Source organism: Pseudomonas sp. BBP2017 (assembly GCF_003024385.1).
GTDB lineage: Bacteria > Pseudomonadota > Gammaproteobacteria > Pseudomonadales > Pseudomonadaceae > Aquipseudomonas.
The window spans coordinates 461,707-478,453 of record NZ_PVZN01000001.1 but is presented as its reverse complement, the minus strand read 5'-3'; the positions used below and the strand labels follow the sequence as shown (position 1 = coordinate 478,453).

Genomic DNA, 16,747 nt, shown 5'->3' with positions numbered 1-16,747 from the left:
AGACTTTGGTCGACGTTTGTCGGATCGGCTGCAAGCTTCCGCTTTCGCCGAAGACCTATTCCACCGGCAGCCTGGCGGTGAGGATGGTTTCACGGGGTATCATCCCTACCTCTTGGCTTTTCAGCAGCATAAAGACGCTCTTCTATATCACGGATCATTTGACGCATGCCCTCAAGGTGGCTAGTCGTCTGATCCTTAGTGTTGAAGTGTTGGCGGAATGTAAGGTCTTCCAGTGCATTCTTGGTGTGCTCCAAGTCATCCTTGATTGACTGAAGTGCTTCGTGCGAATCCGGAGTGGCCAGAAGTTTGTACTGCTCATCGACGTAGTGCCATATCGATTCGGGCCTACGATGACCAGTCTTAGGCATCACCGCTCGGGCGACATTTTCCCTTAGTGCCGGCGTGAGCTCGGCCAAAAGCTCGGGGTTATTTCGGAAGCGGAGAAGGAGCTCGGCCTTAACCTCCCGGCTTATAAATCTATGACGAAACATTGAGAGGCAGACCTTTCTGTCGTCCAGTCCTGCGTCCAGGCACAGCCTGTCAAACTCTTTTGTCAAGGAAGCTTTGATTAGAGGAGCACCGTCCTTGCCGAGAAGTATGTTTTTGGGTGATGTTGATAGCTTTTTGTGGGTGATTAGATACTTTATGAATTCGTCACGGTCATCGAAGTAAGCTTGCAGTGTTACCGCGAGCCCCATTGTAACTGTTAAACGACGGCTGATGCTCTGGTGTCGGATCTTTTTTGTTGGTAAAACAACGGCAAGGGTGTTAATGATGTTTAAGTTTTCATCAAGTGGCATTTCCTCCAGTTCTTCAGGGCGCAATCCGAAATTAGTCATCATGTTAATTGTAAACATGCGGCGACTATAAAGGTACTTCAAAGTCGCCACCGTATGATGGTTGAATGACCCATTAGGCCTCGGTGTGCGTTTAATTAGCTTGTGGTGACGTTGATAAACTGCGGTTCTTAGCTTCGCGATGTATTTCTCTGGCATTGGGAACTTATCGTTTAAAGGTGGTGCCTTAGTCACGAGCTCTGGATGCCAAAGGTATTTGCGGTTGCTGTGCGGAGAGTATCTAAACTCAATGACTACGCGAGGCTTATCAATCTCTACACCAATCAAAGGCAGGTGATTGTGGGGTGGATGATTCTGTTGTAGCCAAAAAAGAAAGTTCAAGCTGATTTGCTGAATAGAATAAGTTTGATTTGAAAGTCGAGCAAGGCGAGTGGCCTGGGTGACTCCAGGTTTCGTTTCGTTAGCAAGCTCTCGCGAAAATAGTTTGAAGTATGCATCGCTGAGATCATAGAATGATATGTCACGAGTAAAACAAAAACGTATTAAGTGAGTGATTAATGTTGCATCGGTTTTTGCTGACTCCTTGCCGGAGCTGCTTAGCGCAATTTCCATAAGCCAAAGATTCACCAGATGGCACGGTGTGCCATTAGGCCAGAACATCAACGGCAGGGATTTAAATTTTGAGTATGTAACGATGTGCTGTTTAGTACGCATCGTGGGCGAAGCGCCAGTCGGGAGTTTGATGTCGCTTAATAACCTATAAAGCTGCGCCATTAAGGTTTACCTCCCTGAATGACCTGGAGGGCTCCGCCCTCTCGGGACGCATGTGAGGTGATGTGAGAGTATTTCACGTTAGTAATCGATATGAAGTTTTCTATCTTTGCTTCGAGGAGGTCGGATAGTGATGGCTCTTTGAGTAGGGTGCGAAGAAATTCATATGCTTCTATGTAAGCCATTCCGCATAAATGAGCCTCCAATAAGGCTCGGTTTTCCAAATCCTTTAAATTTTTTTCTCCCTCGACAAGCCGTGCTTTAGCTGCAGTTTCATGGTGCGCTAGCGTTCTCAACTCTTTGAGGTATTCCCAAGTGTTTGGATAGTGATGCGGCGTGGCAATGCTCCGGTGCTTTACGGTGTACGCCTTGATGGTGTTGTATGCCTTTTGAGTGAAACACCCTTTGATGGCGAATGCTAGGAATGTACGAAGATCAGACAATGATTCGACTTCAGCATCATTGGGCGTAATTTCATGCGAAATGATGCGGTTGAGCCAGTCGAGTCGTGCCTCAATGTTATCCTCGGTCGAATTGGTCATCTTGCAATCCTTCGAATTTGATGGCGAATTCTATGGTTGTCAATGTGCCATCAGAGCCTTTGATCTCTACAGTGTACACTGTGCTCTTGTACTTGCCATTGCGCTGTAGCATATTGAGGAAGCGTATGAAATTAGCGTGGCTCAGGCTTTGCACTTTGGTGACGTTGAAATGGTTGCATACGTGGCTGTATAGAGCCTGTAGACCATCATGGCCGTCGGGGGTGACTTGACCTTGCTCCAGCGATACCAGAAGATCACTTATGCACTCACTTTCGTATTTTACGCATTCAGGGTCGTCATGTGAGAAGGCGGTATATTCATCAATTTGATTTTCGTCGATGTGACCTGCTGCATAACCCAAGGTGCGGCGTAAGTCACTATTGTGATGCTTGTACATTACCAGGAGAAAGAATTTTCTCATCTGATGGACACGAATTGTCCAAGGGTTTCCCAGTGGGTCTCGGGGAGGGTCGAATACTAAGCAAAATTTATCAATGCAATGATTAAGTGACTCCGACAATGCCTTACCTGTTGGCCTTAAGACAGTAAACGAAGGGATGTAGAAGAGAAGGGCGGCGACAGGGCCTGATTGGTCATCATATATGTGCCGGAGCTTTGCTGACAAAACCTGTAAGAGTTGAATAGCTCTGGCGACAACTGAAGGGATGGGGCGCTGTATATTCTGGTTTTCGCCGAGTACGCCGCTCTTTTCTAATGCAAAGCTTAGTACTGCACCACCCCCCTCAAACTCCAGATCTAAGCAGTTAAGCTCCAATTTATGTAGCTCACCATCACGGATAGGCTTGCACATACCGATCAAAAGTGCACATGCGCCGTAAAACGCTTGCTGAAGTGTTTTAAATGTAATTCCGGCTTCGATGCTAAGTGTGCGTGATTGGGAACTGAAGGTGGTTACGTTGTACCTTTCAAAAAGAGGGACATTTCCGTACTTGGGCTCAGAGTGCCAGTCATTCCTTTTGCGGTGTGCTAGTCGATTGATGATAGTGGTACATCTACTTTGTGTTGTGGAGCTTCTCAGATGTGTATACTCGCCAGCGAAGAATGAAGCTGCTTCGACTATCTGTTTACCGTAAACGACAATCATCTCAGCCGCATTGTTGATGGCGTCGAGGCCAACCTCAAGTGGGATAAGGTGTGTATGTCCGTCCATTGCAAGATTGTCATCATATTTCTCTCTAAATACCGATGTTGATAGGAATGGAATTTCATCAGACAAATGGTTATGGGCAGATACAAAGATTTTGATTTCTTTTATCTGGGCACGCATCGTTTTTCGTACAATGTTGGATTCCTTTGTGATGCGTCTATCCTCCAAAGGAGTTAATTCAATCATGTCGGTTGGCGAACAGGCACGACGTAAGTTGAACTGATTAATGATATTGGCAATGCTCGGATATTTTTCGAAGAGAAATGCTGAGCACCCCAGGATTCGCTCAAGGTACTTGCGAGATACTTTTTGTTCTTTAGAGTCCTTGCAGTTGACGTACGCGTCTTGAGTATTAAGCCATCGGGCCGATTCGATAATGAAACCTTCGTCTAAGCAAAGTCTTTTCTCAAAAATTTCGTGAATGGATAAGCTGGTTTTGGTCTGCTCATGCAGTAAAGTCAAAAACCTTTCCCCCAACTTTAACGTGTTGGCTAGCCCGCCGTGAGAGTATTCTTTAAGGTAAGCCCTCATATGATCGTCCGTCAGTAAGCGAAAACCGTAGCGTTGAGGCTGAAATACTTCTGCATTGAGAACAAGCCATCTTGCCAGGTTTATAGGGGTGGCGATGATCCGCATCCAATGCCTATGCCCCACATAGAAGTGTTCTAGATTTCCCATTCTCAAATGAAACGCCACTTTCTGAATTGGAGCTAGTAATCGAATATTTTTCGGCTCGGTGAGCAGACTACCGTCAGGCAACCTGGCATCAAACCTGATCTCGAACGTTGTCTGTTTATCGTAGTCATCAACTACGATCCACTGCTCACTGCCGATCTTGCCTGAAATCAACCAGTCTGCTTCATAGCTGAGCTTCCTTTGGGGTAAGAGTTTGCGAGCCCTTTCTATGAGCTGCTCTACTTGATCTTCATCTGAAATTTGTACTGACTTTCTTCTCGGCATCTGGATTTTCCCCCTCGCATCAGAGAGTTACTTTGGGTGTTGCGCGTTGATGAAAACAGAGTCGTAATACGGTACCTCTAATAGTGCTTGCTGATGTGCGGCTTTCATTTCATCCAGACAATCACCACCTAAGATGAGCGCCACTTGGAAATCGGCTTCGCTTGCAGTGTCGATATCGATCTCGGCAATTGATTTAAATAACTTGGCTATGCTGCATACGGATTGGTGACTTAGGTTTGTTGTGGGATGAATCCGAAACTGCTCTTCTTGGGGCATATCGGAAACTTTTTTATCATACGAGTAGAGGGCTGCCAGGATAGAGGAATGAATTCGTAAGTAGAGATCCCCTGTTTTTGGAGGGATGCTTGTAGTCGTGTGAGCATTGGCCGACAGTCGTCTGCGAGCAATTACTGCAAATGGATCATTCCCTGTGGCCTCTTCGAGAATTCGAACAATGAAAAGATGCAGGTAATCAGAAGTAAGGAAGTCGCTTGCGTCTAAAGCCCATGGATACCCATGGGTCGCAACCACAATCAACTTCTGAGTCAGGATCCTGTGCGTGCGGTTTGCAAATCTTTTCACCAGCCATCGAGGTACATAGTTTGTTTCAGTGACATCAATAGTATTTCCCAGTACCATCGCAGCCACCGCAAGGCTGCCCGTCCTTAGAAATGCGATTATTCCTTGTGTTGCGCGAAGAGCTCTAGGCGACAAATCTATTGAGGTTTTATGGTTAGCCAAATCGACAGATAGCCTACTTCTTAGGCTGCCTTTTTTTATACTGTTGTTGCTATTTTTTTTGGGGTTGGTTGCTGGGCCTCTTGAGCCCATATATAAGAAAAGTCGTCTCCAGTTTCTGTCCCCGCGCTCCTTGAAGAAGCATCTAAAGCTGAAGGTGCAGTCGACAATTGTTGATACAACCGTTCGGCTGATTTTGTTTAGGTAAGAGACTTTTCGGCTAAGTGCCCTTGGCTTAGATATGGAAAATCTGGCATGTCCGTTATCAGTGTCTAATTGTAAATAGCAATCACCATTTTCCATATATAAATCGGCTTTGGAGATGGCTTCGGGGGTAAAGGAAGGGTTGTTTATTACAAGTATTGCTATTGCTGCATTGCAGTCGAGAGCGCTTAGGGTGCCTATAAGTCGGCTAACATGCTCGCTGGCTACACTTCTATTAAGATATTTCGTGGGGCAGATTTTTTTTGCTTGTTGGAATAGCGCTGTTATCCTTTTTTTCGAAACGCCGATTTTTTTTCTATGTAGTTCTCGAACAGAGAGCTCGCTGATTTGACCAGACTCAAACATATTTTTTATCAAAAATAAAAGCCACGGTAGTGCTGCTGTGTTAGAGGGCGAGCAGACATGCACTCCGTTGTCGTCAAGTCCGTTATTCCTAGGTACGATTTCTCGTTCTTGAATTGGAAGGCTATCTATTAGTGATTTGCCGATGGCGTGGGTTTTTAACATTTCCTCCCAATAGTTATTGAGTGAATCTGAAACTATGTTAATGCTGCTTTCCAGTTCGCTCTTGAACTCTGAAAGGTAGATGTCGTCTGGCTTGTGCAGGTCTCGTTCTATAATGAATTTTTTTGGAAGTATGTCTTCTGGTAGTTTGGCTGCTTTAATTTTTTTGCCATTATAGCCAATGGGTGGTGTCGCGTTTTCGCCAAGTCGTATGTTGTTTTTTGTATGCGGGATAGTTACTGAAGGTGGGATTGCCCCCGCGCGGGAGAGTTCTTTTAATATCCGCTGGGCTTGGTACCAGTATGTGATCTTTGTCTCAAGTGGGAGGCTCCTTTTTAAAGTCTTTTCAAACATGGTTACAACGATGTTCTGCCACTGGTATGTATCGTTGTGAGTCGGCCAGACATCAGTTGTAAGCGTGGCAATGATGACGTCCAAGCCTTTGAATACCGCGTTATAGCTGCTTGGTGATAATCTGGAACAAACGTTTATTACGCATTGCACCAGTATTTTAGATTGTTTAAGAGTGTGGTGTTTGCCTCGCTTGCATCTATGGGTTTGCGTACCTTTGACTGCAGCATTTTCTGGCCACTCAAAAATCAGGGTGTTGTCGGTGATCTGGCATGTCAGCACGGCAGCATTCCTGTTTTCGAGGATCTGAAAGGAAGCCTAGCCGTTCGATGTTAGGTGTCAAATTACGGTGTCAATCTGCATCATAAGTAACTGAAAAATAGTGAGAAATGTATTTTTCTGTTTGTTCTGTCTAGAAAACCTTGATGACCAGGTCGGGTAGGCATTCGCGGACCATCTGCATGGCGTCCACGCCGTTGTCCGACTCTCCAGCCACGCAATAGCCTTCATTCTCCAGGAGCATGCGCACAGCCAGGCGAATGACTGGGTGATCGTCGATGATAAATACAGATTGCATGGTGAAATTATCCAGGAAAGGTGTCGATTAAGCTGGCACCTTAACGCAGATGGAACAGGGCACACACGAACAGAAAGGGAGTTAAGTGCTATATAGGAATTGTCCGACTCTAAATACAGGCATGGACTACAAGTGTTGTTTCACGTTATTGCCGAGAGAGTGGTGGTTGGTAACTTTATGTTTCTGTTTATTTGGTTTGTTTAATGTGCTTTGTATTATGTAGTCCTGGTCCTGCAGTGATATGTATTAACAGGTAGCCTGGTGTGAGTCCGACACTGCTCCTCACACCAGGCTGACGCGTAATGCAGTTACACCGGGCTTGAACGCCCCGTCATTTCCCGTGCCATTTCACTGGCATAGCTGTCTGTCATCCCGGCAATGAAGTCGATCATGCGCAGGAACGATGTATACAGTGGTGCATCGGGGTTTGGGGCACTATTGCCGAGCAGGTCGAGGGTGCGTCGGCTCTTGAACGACGGCGTGCGGCCACCATGTTGTTCAAGTGCCGCGCCGCAGAAAGAGTTGAGCAGTATTTCGAGGGTGGTGTAGGCGCCGATTTCATGCAGTGTTTTGCGCTTGTCCTGGAAGATCTTCTGGCGTGCCATGTCCTTGGCCTGCAGGACGCAGCGTTTGGCTGGGCCGTGCATGTGCTCGACCAGGTCGCCATGCAAGCGGCCCGACAGCAAGGCATCCTGTTGTTCGACAAATGCGCGGGCGGCGGCATTGGTCAGGTGCTCGATGGCCTTGCCGCGCAGAATCGCCAGCTTGCGCCGACGTGAATCACCTGGGCCCAGCTGACGGTAGGTTTCCGGCAGATCGTCACCTACCAGATTCAACAGCAGCGATTCCACTTCTGGATAGTCGAGCAGCTCCATTTCCAGGCCGTCTTCGAGGTCGATCAGGGCGTAGCAGATGTCGTCGGCGGCTTCCATCAGGTACACCAAGGGGTGTCGGGCCCAGCGTTGATCTTCAATCTGCGGCAGGCCGAGTTTGCCGGCAATCTGCTCCAGTAATGGCAGTTCGCTCTGATAGCAGCCGAACTTGTGCTTCTTGTAGCCCAGCGCGTCGGCGTGGCGGGCGGTCCAGGGGTATTTCAGGTATGTGCCGAGAGTTGCGTAGGTCAGGCGGGTGCCGCCGTCGAACTGGTGATACTCCAGTTGGGTCAGGACCCGGAAGCCCTGGGCATTGCCTTCGAAATTGAGAAAGTCGGCACGCTCGGCGTCGCTCATTGCATCGAGCCAGCCGCGCCCGGCTGCCTGCTGGAACCAGTGGCGAATGGCATCTTCACCGGAGTGGCCAAAGGGCGGGTTGCCGATGTCGTGAGCAAGGCAGGCTGATTGCACGACCATGCCAAGATCGCTTGGCTCGCACCATTCAGGCAACTGGCGACGCAGCGTTTCACCGACACGCATGCCCAGTGAGCGGCCGACGCAGCTGACTTCCAGCGAATGGGTCAGGCGTGTGTGGATATGATCGTTGCTGGATACCGGGTGCACTTGAGTCTTGCGTCCCAAGCGGCGGAAGGCACCGGAGAAAATGATCCGGTCATGGTCCTTGTGGAAGGGGCTGCGGCCCAGCTCTTCAGGGCTGTGCAGGGTCTTGCCGAGACGTTCGCGGGTGAGCAGGGTGTGCCAGTCCAAGGCCGGTTCTCCAAAACAGGGGCAGGCGCCTAGCTTCCCGTGTCGGTGCGGTACCTGCAAGTCTATCTGTGGGAGCGGGTCCGATACTCAGCGTTTGCTGGCAGCGCCCGGCATGACCAGCTTGAGCAACGGCAGCAGGCTGCTGCCCAGGCGAATCATCCAGCTCAGGCTACCGCTTTTGGCACCCTTGCCGGTCAGGAATCCCAGCACCACCACCGCAGCGATCCCCCACAATGGTGCATGCTTGATGCCCAGTCCACCCTGCAGGCTGTCGCCCATGGCGCGCAGACGGGTCAGGGGGGAGAGCAACTGCCCGGACTCATGACGGATTTCCTGGCGGTGCATCTCCAGGCGCAGGCGTACCAGCGCCTTGCGCAGCTCACGCCGGTTGGTGGTTTTCGGTAGCTCAGGCAGGCTCATGGCAACAGGCGCTCCCGGTCCTTGGCAAGTTCTTCGAGGGTCGAGCTGAAGGGTGACGATTCATCGTGCACCGCCGCTCTCAGGCGCAGGGCGCAGAACAGCGCCGCCAAGCCATGGAACACACACAGGCCGACGATGCCGGACAAGCGGTAACTGTCCCAGAGCAGCACCAGTACCAGGGCCGAGAGCGCAACCAGCAATAGCAGGGCAAACACCAGTGCCAGGCCAGCAAACAGCAACAGGTCCAGCGTGCGCGCTTTCTGCTCCTGCAGTTCTATGCCGAACAGCTCGACATGGCCGTGCAACAGGCCGAGTACGGCTGCGCCCAAGCGTTTGCCCGACGCAGTGCTAGTGCCGTTGGATTCGCTTTCCATAGCCGACCTCAGCGCCGATTGGCCAGCAGACCAATCAGAAAACCGACCCCGGCGGCGATGCCGATCGATTGCCAGGGGTTGCTCTGTACATAGTCTTCAGTCGCACTCAGGGCTGCCTGGCCGTGCTCGCGGACGGATTCTTGGGTCAGCTGCAGGGTTTCCCGGGCACGTGTCAGTCTCTCGTGGATCTGAGCGCGTAATTCGTCGGCCTGATCCCCGGCCAGGTTGGCGGTGTGTTCCAGCAATTTCTCGGTGTCACGGACCAACGCCTGAAAATCAGCCATCAATATGTCTTGAGCAGTCTTTGCCGATTTGCTGGTCATGGGGCTCTCCCTAAGAGTGTGTGGCTATTTCGAGTCGCGAGCGCTGGCGAAGGTTCAGTGAAAATGCTGGTACAGGTTTTGCTGTTCCAGGGTGCGCTCAGGTCCGGTGCCTGCGCCAAGTTCGCGCACCGAGGGCAACCGGTCCTGTAAACCTTAACCCAATCCACGACAAACCCAAGGAAAAACTCCAGATATCAGCAGGATCGGCCAGGGAGGTGGCGTTCGCATGATCCAGGCTGGTGCAAAAAGGAGTCACTCCGCGCTGTCTTGGCGCTTTCGAAAGGCCTGCCGATTCCATGGAAAACCTGCAAAGTGCGGTGGACAGTCTGATCCACGGCTCCAACACACTCTTCATTCTGCTGGGCGCTGTTATGGTGCTGGCTATGCACGCCGGGTTTGCCTTCCTCGAAGTGGGTACCGTGCGCCATAAGAACCAGGTTAACGCGCTGTCGAAGATTCTCAGTGATTTTGCTGTATCAACCCTGGCGTACTTCTTCGTCGGCTACTGGATTTCCTATGGCGTGAATTTTCTGCAGCCTGCGGCGGTGCTCAGTCATGAGCATGGTTACAGTCTGGTGAAGTTCTTTTTCTTGCTGACCTTTGCCGCAGCGATTCCGGCAATCATTTCCGGCGGTATCGCTGAACGGGCCCGCTTTGCTCCGCAGATGTGCGCTACGGCGCTGATTGTCGCTTTTGTCTATCCCTTCTTCGAAGGCATCGTCTGGAATGGCAATCTGGGCTTGCAGGCCTGGTTGCAGGCACAGTTTGGCGCCAGCTTCCATGACTTTGCCGGCTCCGTGGTGGTACATGCCATGGGCGGTTGGCTGGCTTTGGCGGCAGTGCTGCTGCTCGGCCCGCGCAACGGGCGTTACCGCGATGGCAAGCTGGTGGCGTTCGCCCCTTCGAACATTCCCTTTCTGGCGCTGGGTTCGTGGATTCTGATCGTCGGCTGGTTCGGCTTCAATGTCATGAGTGCCCAGACCCTGCAGGGGGTCAGCGGTCTGGTCGCGGTCAACTCGCTGATGGCTATGGTCGGTGGCACGGTGGCGGCTTTGCTGGTCGGGCGCAATGACCCGGGTTTTTTGCACAACGGTCCGTTGGCTGGATTGGTGGCAGTGTGTGCAGGCTCGGACCTGATGCATCCGGTCGGGGCGTTAGCCACTGGAGCGATTGCCGGGGCTTTGTTTGTGTGGTGTTTTATTGCAGCGCAGAACACCTGGAAAATCGACGATGTGCTGGGCGTCTGGCCGCTGCACGGTTTGTGCGGTGTGTGGGGTGGCATCGCCTGCGGGATTTTCGGTCAGACAGCGCTCGGTGGCCTGGGTGGCGTCAGCCTGATCAGCCAATTGATCGGCAGTCTGGTCGGGGTGCTGGTAGCGCTAGTGGGCGGCTTTGCCGTGTATGGCGTGATCAAGATGTTGCTCGGTCTGCGCTTGAACCAGGAGCAGGAGTATTACGGCGCCGACCTGTCGATCCACAAGATCGGCGCCACCAGCCAGGATTGATCAGCGCCCGGCGACCAGGCGTGCCTCACAGGCTGCCAGGGCGGGTAACGGGCCGCTGAGCAGCACTGCGTCGCCAGCATGCAGGCAAGTGTCGGCGCTCATTGCCAGCTCTTCGCCATTGCGTTGTACGGCCTGCAGTTCGACACCGAACTGCTCCAGGTCCAGTTCGGTCAGAGGGCGTCCGCAGGCATAGGCCTCGGCGTCAAGGTTGACTGCGTGCATCATCGCTTTGGGCTGGCCTTCGCTGTCGACCGGGCTGGTCTGGGCGCCTTGATAGAACGCCTGTAGCATGCGGTAGCGTGTCTGGCGCACTTCGTCGATGCGTGCTTGTACGTGGTCAATTGGCAGGCCAAGCATGACCAGTGCATGGGAAGCGAGCATCAGACTCGATTCGAGCAGTTCAGGTACAACGGCGGTCGCACCTGCCGTACGCAGCTCTTCATGCTGGCTGTCATCACGGGTGCGCACCAGAATCTGCACTTGGGTGTGACGTTCCCGAGCCGCTTTGAGCACGCTCATTGCGATGTCGGTTTTATCCACCGCAATCACCAGCAGGCGTGCACGCTCAAGGCCGATGGCGCTGAGCAATTCGCCGCGCCGCGAGTCGCCGTAGTGCACGCAGCTTTCGCCAGCCGCAGCTTCCTGAACCCTTACCGGGTCGTCATCCAGGGCAATGAAGGGGATGTTTTCCCGGCGCAGGAAGCGCCCGATCGATTGTCCAACCCGGCCATAGCCGCAGATCAACACATGACCGCTCATTGAGGCGCTTTGCGCCTCGATTGCCTCCAGCTGGACTTCCTCGTTGGGCTTGCGGTGCAGGTGGGCGGCAATGCTGGGGGCGGCACGCAGTAGCAGCGGGGTGACCAGCATCGAACAGAAGGTCGCGGCCAGCAACAGATTGCCAAGGGCTTCAGGCAGCAAATGGGTTTGCTGCATCTGTGCCATCAGGGCGAAACAGAACTCGCCACCCTGAGCCAAGGCCAGGCCGCTGCGCCAGGCAGTTTCGGCATCGCTGCCATGCACCCGAACCAGTGCGGCGACCATGCAGCCTTTGACCAGCAGCAGGCCTAGGGTCAGGGCGAGAATTTCCAGACCATGGGTGGCAAAGAGCTGCAGATCGATGAGCATGCCGATGCTGACAAAAAACAGCCCCAGAAGAATATCGCGGAACGGGCGGATGTCCGCTTCGATCTGATGACGATAGTTACTCTCACCCAGCAGCATGCCGGCCAGGAATGCGCCCAACGCCGGCGACAGGCCAAGCAGGTGAGTCAGCCAGGCAGTGAGCAACACAATCACCAGTGCCAGCAGTACGAACAACTCCGCCGAATGCGAGCTGGCAACTTCATGGAACAGGCGCGGCAGCAACCAACGGCTGGCCAGCAGCAAGCCAACAAATAGCAGGACGGTTTTACCCAGGGTCAATGGCAAGGCCCAATACCAGGCTTGGCCACCTTCGCCGGCGAACACTGGGACCAAGGTCAACAGCAACACGGCCACCACATCCTGGAACAGCAGCACGCCAATGGCGTTTTGCCCGTGACTGCTGAAAATCTCCCCAAGGCTCGTCAGTTCCTTGCTGACGATTGCCGTGGATGACAGCGCCAGCCCGGCACCCAGCAGCAGCGCTGCATTGGCTGGCATGTCGAGCAGCACCAGAAGTCCTGCGAGGAGAGCCGCTGAGCAGATCACCTGTAGGCTACCCAGGCCAAACACCACTTTGCGCAAGGCGAGCATCTTCGAAAGGGAAAATTCAAGGCCCAGTGAGAACAGCAGGAACACCACGCCCATTTCCGCAAGGTCCGGCAACGCTTCGCTTTCGTTGACCCAATTCAGGGCCGTGGGGCCGACAAACAGGCCAACACACAAATAGCCCAGGACAGGTGGCAGCTTCAGGCGCCTGAAGCAGGCAATGACGACCAGCGATGAGGCCAGAATGATTAACAGGTTGGCAAACACAACAAGCTCCATGTAGGAAAGCTGCAAAAAACCATTAAGCATGAACCATAGCTGCTGGTCGGACGCTGATCAGGATCAGTCGTCCGTCACGGAGCAGGTGCCGGAGCCTTGCGCTCGACGGCCCCCGGCGGCAGACCTAGAATAATGATCCCTTCTTTCTTTTGTCGGTACCCATAAATGCTTCCTGAATGCCAATTGTTCGGCACCCTGGGTTGCCACCTGTGTGAAGTGGCCGAAGCCTTGTTGATGCCTTTTGTCGAGCATGGCCTGCTGGTTGAACTGGTGGATATTGCCGATGACGAGTCGCAACTGGCTCGTTATGGACTATTGATTCCGGTGCTGCGTCGATGCGATACAGGTGCCGAGCTGAACTGGCCGTTCGATGCCGAGCAAGTGGTGGCCTTCCTGCGTTGAAATAACCGCTTTGGCGGAGAAATTTCCTGCCGTGCAAGGCAGGGCGCGGGTGTGGACAATCCCTGGGTGTTTTTACGCATACCAAGGAGCGGACCATGTACCTGAGCGAACACTTCACGCTGGCTGAAATGACGGTATCGGAGAGCGCCGCGCGTTTGGGTATCGACAACACCCCGGATGCCCAAACGCTCGTCAACCTTCGCCGGCTCTGCGCTTTACTGGAACAGATACGCCAGTTGGTCGATAAACCGGTGCTGGTCAGCAGCGGTTATCGCTGCATTCAATTGAACGAGGTCATTGGCGGTTCGCTTCAGAGCGCTCATACCGACGGTCTGGCAGCGGACATCAATGTGCCAGGGTTGACACCTGAGTTGTTGGCGCGCGTTGTGGCAGACAGTCCGTTGATGTTCGATCAACTGATTCTCGAGTTCGACCAATGGGTGCATGTGGGGCTCTCCCTGACGCCTGAGCGTCGGCAATTGCTGACCATTCGCAGGGGCACGGGCTACCTTCCCGGGTTGGTCTGAGTGCTGTCTGATTGACGCGTCCGACAACTCTGAATATGCTGTATATAAATACAGTATTGGGGTGGCGTTTGCCTCGAGGATCCAAACCATGGTCAATGTCGAACAACTGAAATACACCGTCAATCGTATGCCCACCGCCATGGTCAGCGAGGCGGTGCTCGAGTTGCGCCTCGATGGCCTGGTGCTGGAGGGCAAGACGCCTTTCAACAAGCTGCACTTCAACACCTGTTTCGCCGAAATCGAAGCATTGTTCCAGCGTGCCGGTTATCACCGTGCGCTGGATGTGGTCGGCTATCAGGGATTGTTGTATGCGCTGTACGACCCGGGTCGCTGGGAGGCGGTTGAGGTGTTGCGCTGGCTCAAGGAGTACACCGAGGCTGTTGCAAGCCGGACTGGCTGAGGCGCCAGGCTTGCGGGATAATGCGTGGTCTATCTGTCACGAGCGTTCCCATGGCCATTGCCCCTTTCGATCCGGCCCAGCATCAAGCCAGCACCGTGTGCCTGCCGCCCGGCAACTGGGTGACCGTGCTCGACTGCCTGAGCGAACATTTCAAGGCCATCGGGCGCGAGCAGTGGCTTGACCGGATCACCCGAGGGAGGGTACTGGATGCTCAGGGTGAACCGATCAATGTGGCACTGGCTTACAAACCGGGACTGCGCATTCATTATTTTCGGGAAGTGCCCAACGAGAAGCCGATCCCCTTCGAAGAGCAGATTCTGCATGTTGACGAGCACCTGGTAGTAGCAGACAAACCGCACTTTCTACCGGTCACGCCAACTGGCGAGTATGTCGAACACACGTTGCTGCGTCGGTTGATTCGTCGTCTGGGCAATCCGAACCTGGTGCCTTTGCATCGTATCGATCGTCACACTGCCGGGCTGGTGTTGTTTTCCGCCAATCCGCAGAGCCGCTCGGCCTATCAATCGCTGTTCCCCAACCGCCAGATTGACAAGCACTACCAGGCCATTGCCCGGGCCCTGCCGCTGCTTGAGTTTCCGTTGACGCACAAGAGTCGTATGGTCAATGGCGAGCCGTTTTTCCGCATGCAGGAAGTCGAAGGGCAGAGCAACAGCGAAACCTTGGCCCAAGTGCTGGAGAAAAATGGCGAACTGTGGCGCTATGGATTGTCACCCATCACGGGCAAAACGCACCAGTTACGTGTGCATATGACGGCGCTCGGTGCGAGCATCTGCAACGATCCGTTTTATCCGCACGTGGTTCAGGATCAGGATGACTACAGCAAGCCGCTGAAGTTGCTGGCGCAGAGTTTGCGTTTCAAGGATCCGCTGAGCGGTGAGTCGCGGTATTTCGAAAGCCGGCTGACGCTCGACTGGTAAGGCGGGAAACGGCGCATCCGCAAGCGGATGCGCCGTCTTTTCAACGGTTGAAGCGCTCGACCAGCGAGTACTGAGTGGTCGCCGTGCGAGTCAGCTCTTCACTGAGCAGGGCCGAATGCTGGGCCTGCTCTGACGTCTGGTCAGCCAGTTCGGCGATGGTGCTGATATTGCGGCTGATCTCGTCGGCCACAGCCGTCTGCTCTTCGGTGGCAGCCGCGATCTGGGTGGTCATGTCGGTAATGTTAGCCACCGCTTCGCTGATACCGACCAGCGCCTGGTCGGCTTCCATAACTCGCGCCACACCTTCTTCGGCCTGACGGTGCCCCGACTCCATGGTTTGCACGGCATTGCTGGCGGTTTGCTGCAGCTTGGCGATCAGGCTGTGGATCTGGCCGGTCGATTCGCTGGTGCGCTGGGCCAGTTGGCGAACTTCATCGGCCACCACGGCAAAGCCGCGACCCATTTCGCCGGCTCGCGCAGCTTCAATGGCGGCGTTGAGCGCCAACAGGTTGGTCTGGTCGGCAATGCCTTTGATCACATCGACCACGCCGCCAATTTCATCGCTGTCGCGCGCCAGCTGGGTGACGGTCAGGCCGGTTTCGCCGACCGCCGCCGACAGGCGCTGGATGGCTTCGCGGGTTTCACCGGCGATGTCACGGCCACGGCCAGTCAGGCGATTGGCCTCTTGGGTAGCGTCGGCGGTGCGCTGCACGTGGTTGGCCACTTCCTGGGTGGTGGCGGCCATCTGGTTGACTGCGGCAGCGACCTGTTCGGTCTCGACCCGTTGCCGCTCCAGGCCCGAAGAACTGTTGTGGGCCAGGCTGTCGGACTGTTGGGCCTGTTCGTTGAGATGCTCTGCCGTGTCCTGCAGGCGGGTCAGGCAGGTCTTCATCCGCGCATCCTGACTGAGCATGGCCATTTCCAGGCGCGCCTGGACACCGCGGCTGTCGGTGTACATTTGCGCGATCAACGGATCGGAGGTGGACTGCTCGGCCAGGCGTAGCAGACGCTTGAGGCCGCGTTGCTGCCAGCTCAAGCCCAGCAGGCCGAGTGGCACCGACAGGGCGGCGGCCAAGGCGAAGCCCCAGGAGTGGCCAAGCCAGTTACCGATCAGGAAACCGACCTGACTGACCAGAATGAACGGCAACCAGTCTTGCATCACGGGCAACCACTTGTCGCGACGCGGGATCGCCGTACGGCCCTGGTTGATGCGCAGGTACAAAGCCTCGGCCCTGCGGACCTGCTCGGCAGTCGGCTTGACCCGTACCGACTCAAAGCCAACCACTTGGTTATTTTCGAAGACCGGGGTGACGTAGGCGTTGACCCAGTAGTGGTCACCGCTCTTGCAGCGGTTCTTGACGATGCCCATCCATGGCAAGCCTTGCTTGAGCGTGGCCCACATGTGCGCGAACACCGCAGGCGGGACATCGGGGTGGCGCACCAGGTTGTGCGGCGCGCGCGTCAGCTCTTCGCGGGAAAAACCACTGATCTCGACGAAGGCGTCGTTGCAATAGGTGATGACACCCTTGGTATCGGTGGTTGAGATCAAGCGTTGTTGAGCAGGGAAAGTCCGTTCGCGCTGAGTTATTGGCTGGTTATTACGCATTAGCTGTT

Annotated in this window: 15 protein-coding genes and 1 pseudogene; 5 read left to right on the top strand and 11 right to left on the bottom strand. The window is 54.0% G+C overall.

The window, feature by feature from the left end; genetic code table 11:
* Nucleotides 1-89: 89 nt before the first annotated feature.
* From C6382_RS02175 to C6382_RS02135, 9 genes and pseudogenes are all read right to left on the bottom strand, one after another.
* Complete coding sequence (locus tag C6382_RS02175; RefSeq protein WP_107022895.1) at nucleotides 90-1,571, bottom strand: site-specific integrase; 1,482 nt, start codon at nucleotides 1,569-1,571, stop codon at nucleotides 90-92.
* The gene (locus C6382_RS02170; RefSeq protein WP_107022894.1) at nucleotides 1,571-2,110 is read right to left on the bottom strand and encodes a hypothetical protein; all 540 of its coding nucleotides are present in this window, start codon (nucleotides 2,108-2,110) and stop codon (nucleotides 1,571-1,573) included. Before C6382_RS02170 ends, C6382_RS02175 begins: the two co-directional genes overlap by 1 nt.
* Nucleotides 2,088-4,238, bottom strand: a complete 2,151-nt coding sequence (locus C6382_RS02165; protein WP_107022893.1) for a hypothetical protein — start codon at nucleotides 4,236-4,238, stop codon at nucleotides 2,088-2,090. The genes C6382_RS02170 and C6382_RS02165 overlap by 23 nt, the downstream gene beginning before the upstream one ends.
* Before the next feature lie 27 nt (nucleotides 4,239-4,265).
* The gene (locus C6382_RS02160) at nucleotides 4,266-6,338 is read right to left on the bottom strand and encodes a hypothetical protein (protein WP_107022892.1); all 2,073 of its coding nucleotides are present in this window, start codon (nucleotides 6,336-6,338) and stop codon (nucleotides 4,266-4,268) included.
* A 142-nt stretch (nucleotides 6,339-6,480) separates the two neighbouring features.
* Nucleotides 6,481-6,633: pseudogene (locus C6382_RS02155) on the bottom strand (response regulator); the annotation flags it as partial.
* Between the two features lie 308 nt (nucleotides 6,634-6,941).
* Nucleotides 6,942-8,273 (bottom strand): deoxyguanosinetriphosphate triphosphohydrolase, encoded by a 1,332-nt coding sequence (locus C6382_RS02150; protein ID WP_107022891.1) that lies wholly within the window; start codon nucleotides 8,271-8,273, stop codon nucleotides 6,942-6,944.
* Between the two features lie 87 nt (nucleotides 8,274-8,360).
* On the bottom strand, nucleotides 8,361-8,693 hold the full coding sequence (locus tag C6382_RS02145) for a hypothetical protein (RefSeq protein WP_107022890.1): 333 nt from the start codon (nucleotides 8,691-8,693) through the stop codon (nucleotides 8,361-8,363).
* The gene (locus C6382_RS02140) at nucleotides 8,690-9,067 is read right to left on the bottom strand and encodes a phage holin family protein (protein ID WP_107022889.1); all 378 of its coding nucleotides are present in this window, start codon (nucleotides 9,065-9,067) and stop codon (nucleotides 8,690-8,692) included. Before C6382_RS02140 ends, C6382_RS02145 begins: the two co-directional genes overlap by 4 nt.
* 8 nt (nucleotides 9,068-9,075) lie before the next feature.
* On the bottom strand, nucleotides 9,076-9,390 hold the full coding sequence (locus C6382_RS02135) for a YqjD family protein (protein WP_107022888.1): 315 nt from the start codon (nucleotides 9,388-9,390) through the stop codon (nucleotides 9,076-9,078).
* A gap of 296 nt (nucleotides 9,391-9,686) precedes the next feature.
* On the opposite strand from C6382_RS02135, the gene C6382_RS02130 reads away from it, so the two are divergent.
* Nucleotides 9,687-10,895, top strand: a complete 1,209-nt coding sequence (locus C6382_RS02130; RefSeq protein WP_107022887.1) for an ammonium transporter — start codon at nucleotides 9,687-9,689, stop codon at nucleotides 10,893-10,895.
* On the opposite strand, the gene C6382_RS02125 is transcribed toward C6382_RS02130, so the two are convergent.
* A complete protein-coding gene (locus tag C6382_RS02125; RefSeq protein ID WP_107022886.1) occupies nucleotides 10,896-12,854 on the bottom strand; it encodes a monovalent cation:proton antiporter family protein in 1,959 nt (652 codons plus the stop codon).
* 177 nt (nucleotides 12,855-13,031) lie between these two features.
* Between C6382_RS02125 and C6382_RS02120 the strand changes: the two genes are divergently transcribed.
* The 4 genes from C6382_RS02120 (at nucleotide 13,032) to C6382_RS02105 (ending at nucleotide 15,133) form a co-directional block, all read left to right on the top strand.
* A complete protein-coding gene (locus tag C6382_RS02120) occupies nucleotides 13,032-13,268 on the top strand; it encodes a glutaredoxin family protein (protein ID WP_107022885.1) in 237 nt (78 codons plus the stop codon).
* Between the two features lie 95 nt (nucleotides 13,269-13,363).
* On the top strand, nucleotides 13,364-13,795 hold the full coding sequence (locus C6382_RS02115; protein ID WP_107022884.1) for a D-Ala-D-Ala carboxypeptidase family metallohydrolase: 432 nt from the start codon (nucleotides 13,364-13,366) through the stop codon (nucleotides 13,793-13,795).
* Between the two features lie 88 nt (nucleotides 13,796-13,883).
* Nucleotides 13,884-14,195, top strand: a complete 312-nt coding sequence (locus C6382_RS02110; RefSeq protein WP_107022883.1) for a transcriptional regulator — start codon at nucleotides 13,884-13,886, stop codon at nucleotides 14,193-14,195.
* Between the two features lie 50 nt (nucleotides 14,196-14,245).
* Nucleotides 14,246-15,133: a pseudouridine synthase gene (locus C6382_RS02105; RefSeq protein ID WP_107022882.1), complete on the top strand. Its 888-nt coding sequence runs from the start codon at nucleotides 14,246-14,248 to the stop codon at nucleotides 15,131-15,133.
* A gap of 40 nt (nucleotides 15,134-15,173) precedes the next feature.
* Here the strand turns inward: C6382_RS02105 and C6382_RS02100 are convergent, their stop codons facing one another.
* On the bottom strand, nucleotides 15,174-16,739 hold the full coding sequence (locus C6382_RS02100; protein ID WP_107022881.1) for a PAS domain-containing methyl-accepting chemotaxis protein: 1,566 nt from the start codon (nucleotides 16,737-16,739) through the stop codon (nucleotides 15,174-15,176).
* Nucleotides 16,740-16,747: the final 8 nt, after the last annotated feature.

Coding starts and splice junctions, on each gene's coding strand:
- C6382_RS02175 (WP_107022895.1), bottom strand. CDS start 1,571: ATGGCGCAGCTTTATAGGTTATTAAGCGACATCAAACTCCCGACTGGC.
- C6382_RS02170 (WP_107022894.1), bottom strand. CDS start 2,110: ATGACCAATTCGACCGAGGATAACATTGAGGCACGACTCGACTGGCTC.
- C6382_RS02165 (WP_107022893.1), bottom strand. CDS start 4,238: ATGCCGAGAAGAAAGTCAGTACAAATTTCAGATGAAGATCAAGTAGAG.
- C6382_RS02145 (WP_107022890.1), bottom strand. CDS start 8,693: ATGAGCCTGCCTGAGCTACCGAAAACCACCAACCGGCGTGAGCTGCGC.
- C6382_RS02140 (WP_107022889.1), bottom strand. CDS start 9,067: ATGGAAAGCGAATCCAACGGCACTAGCACTGCGTCGGGCAAACGCTTG.
- C6382_RS02135 (WP_107022888.1), bottom strand. CDS start 9,390: ATGACCAGCAAATCGGCAAAGACTGCTCAAGACATATTGATGGCTGAT.
- C6382_RS02130 (WP_107022887.1), top strand. CDS start 9,687: ATGGAAAACCTGCAAAGTGCGGTGGACAGTCTGATCCACGGCTCCAAC.
- C6382_RS02120 (WP_107022885.1), top strand. CDS start 13,032: ATGCTTCCTGAATGCCAATTGTTCGGCACCCTGGGTTGCCACCTGTGT.
- C6382_RS02115 (WP_107022884.1), top strand. CDS start 13,364: ATGTACCTGAGCGAACACTTCACGCTGGCTGAAATGACGGTATCGGAG.
- C6382_RS02110 (WP_107022883.1), top strand. CDS start 13,884: ATGGTCAATGTCGAACAACTGAAATACACCGTCAATCGTATGCCCACC.
- C6382_RS02105 (WP_107022882.1), top strand. CDS start 14,246: ATGGCCATTGCCCCTTTCGATCCGGCCCAGCATCAAGCCAGCACCGTG.
- C6382_RS02100 (WP_107022881.1), bottom strand. CDS start 16,739: ATGCGTAATAACCAGCCAATAACTCAGCGCGAACGGACTTTCCCTGCT.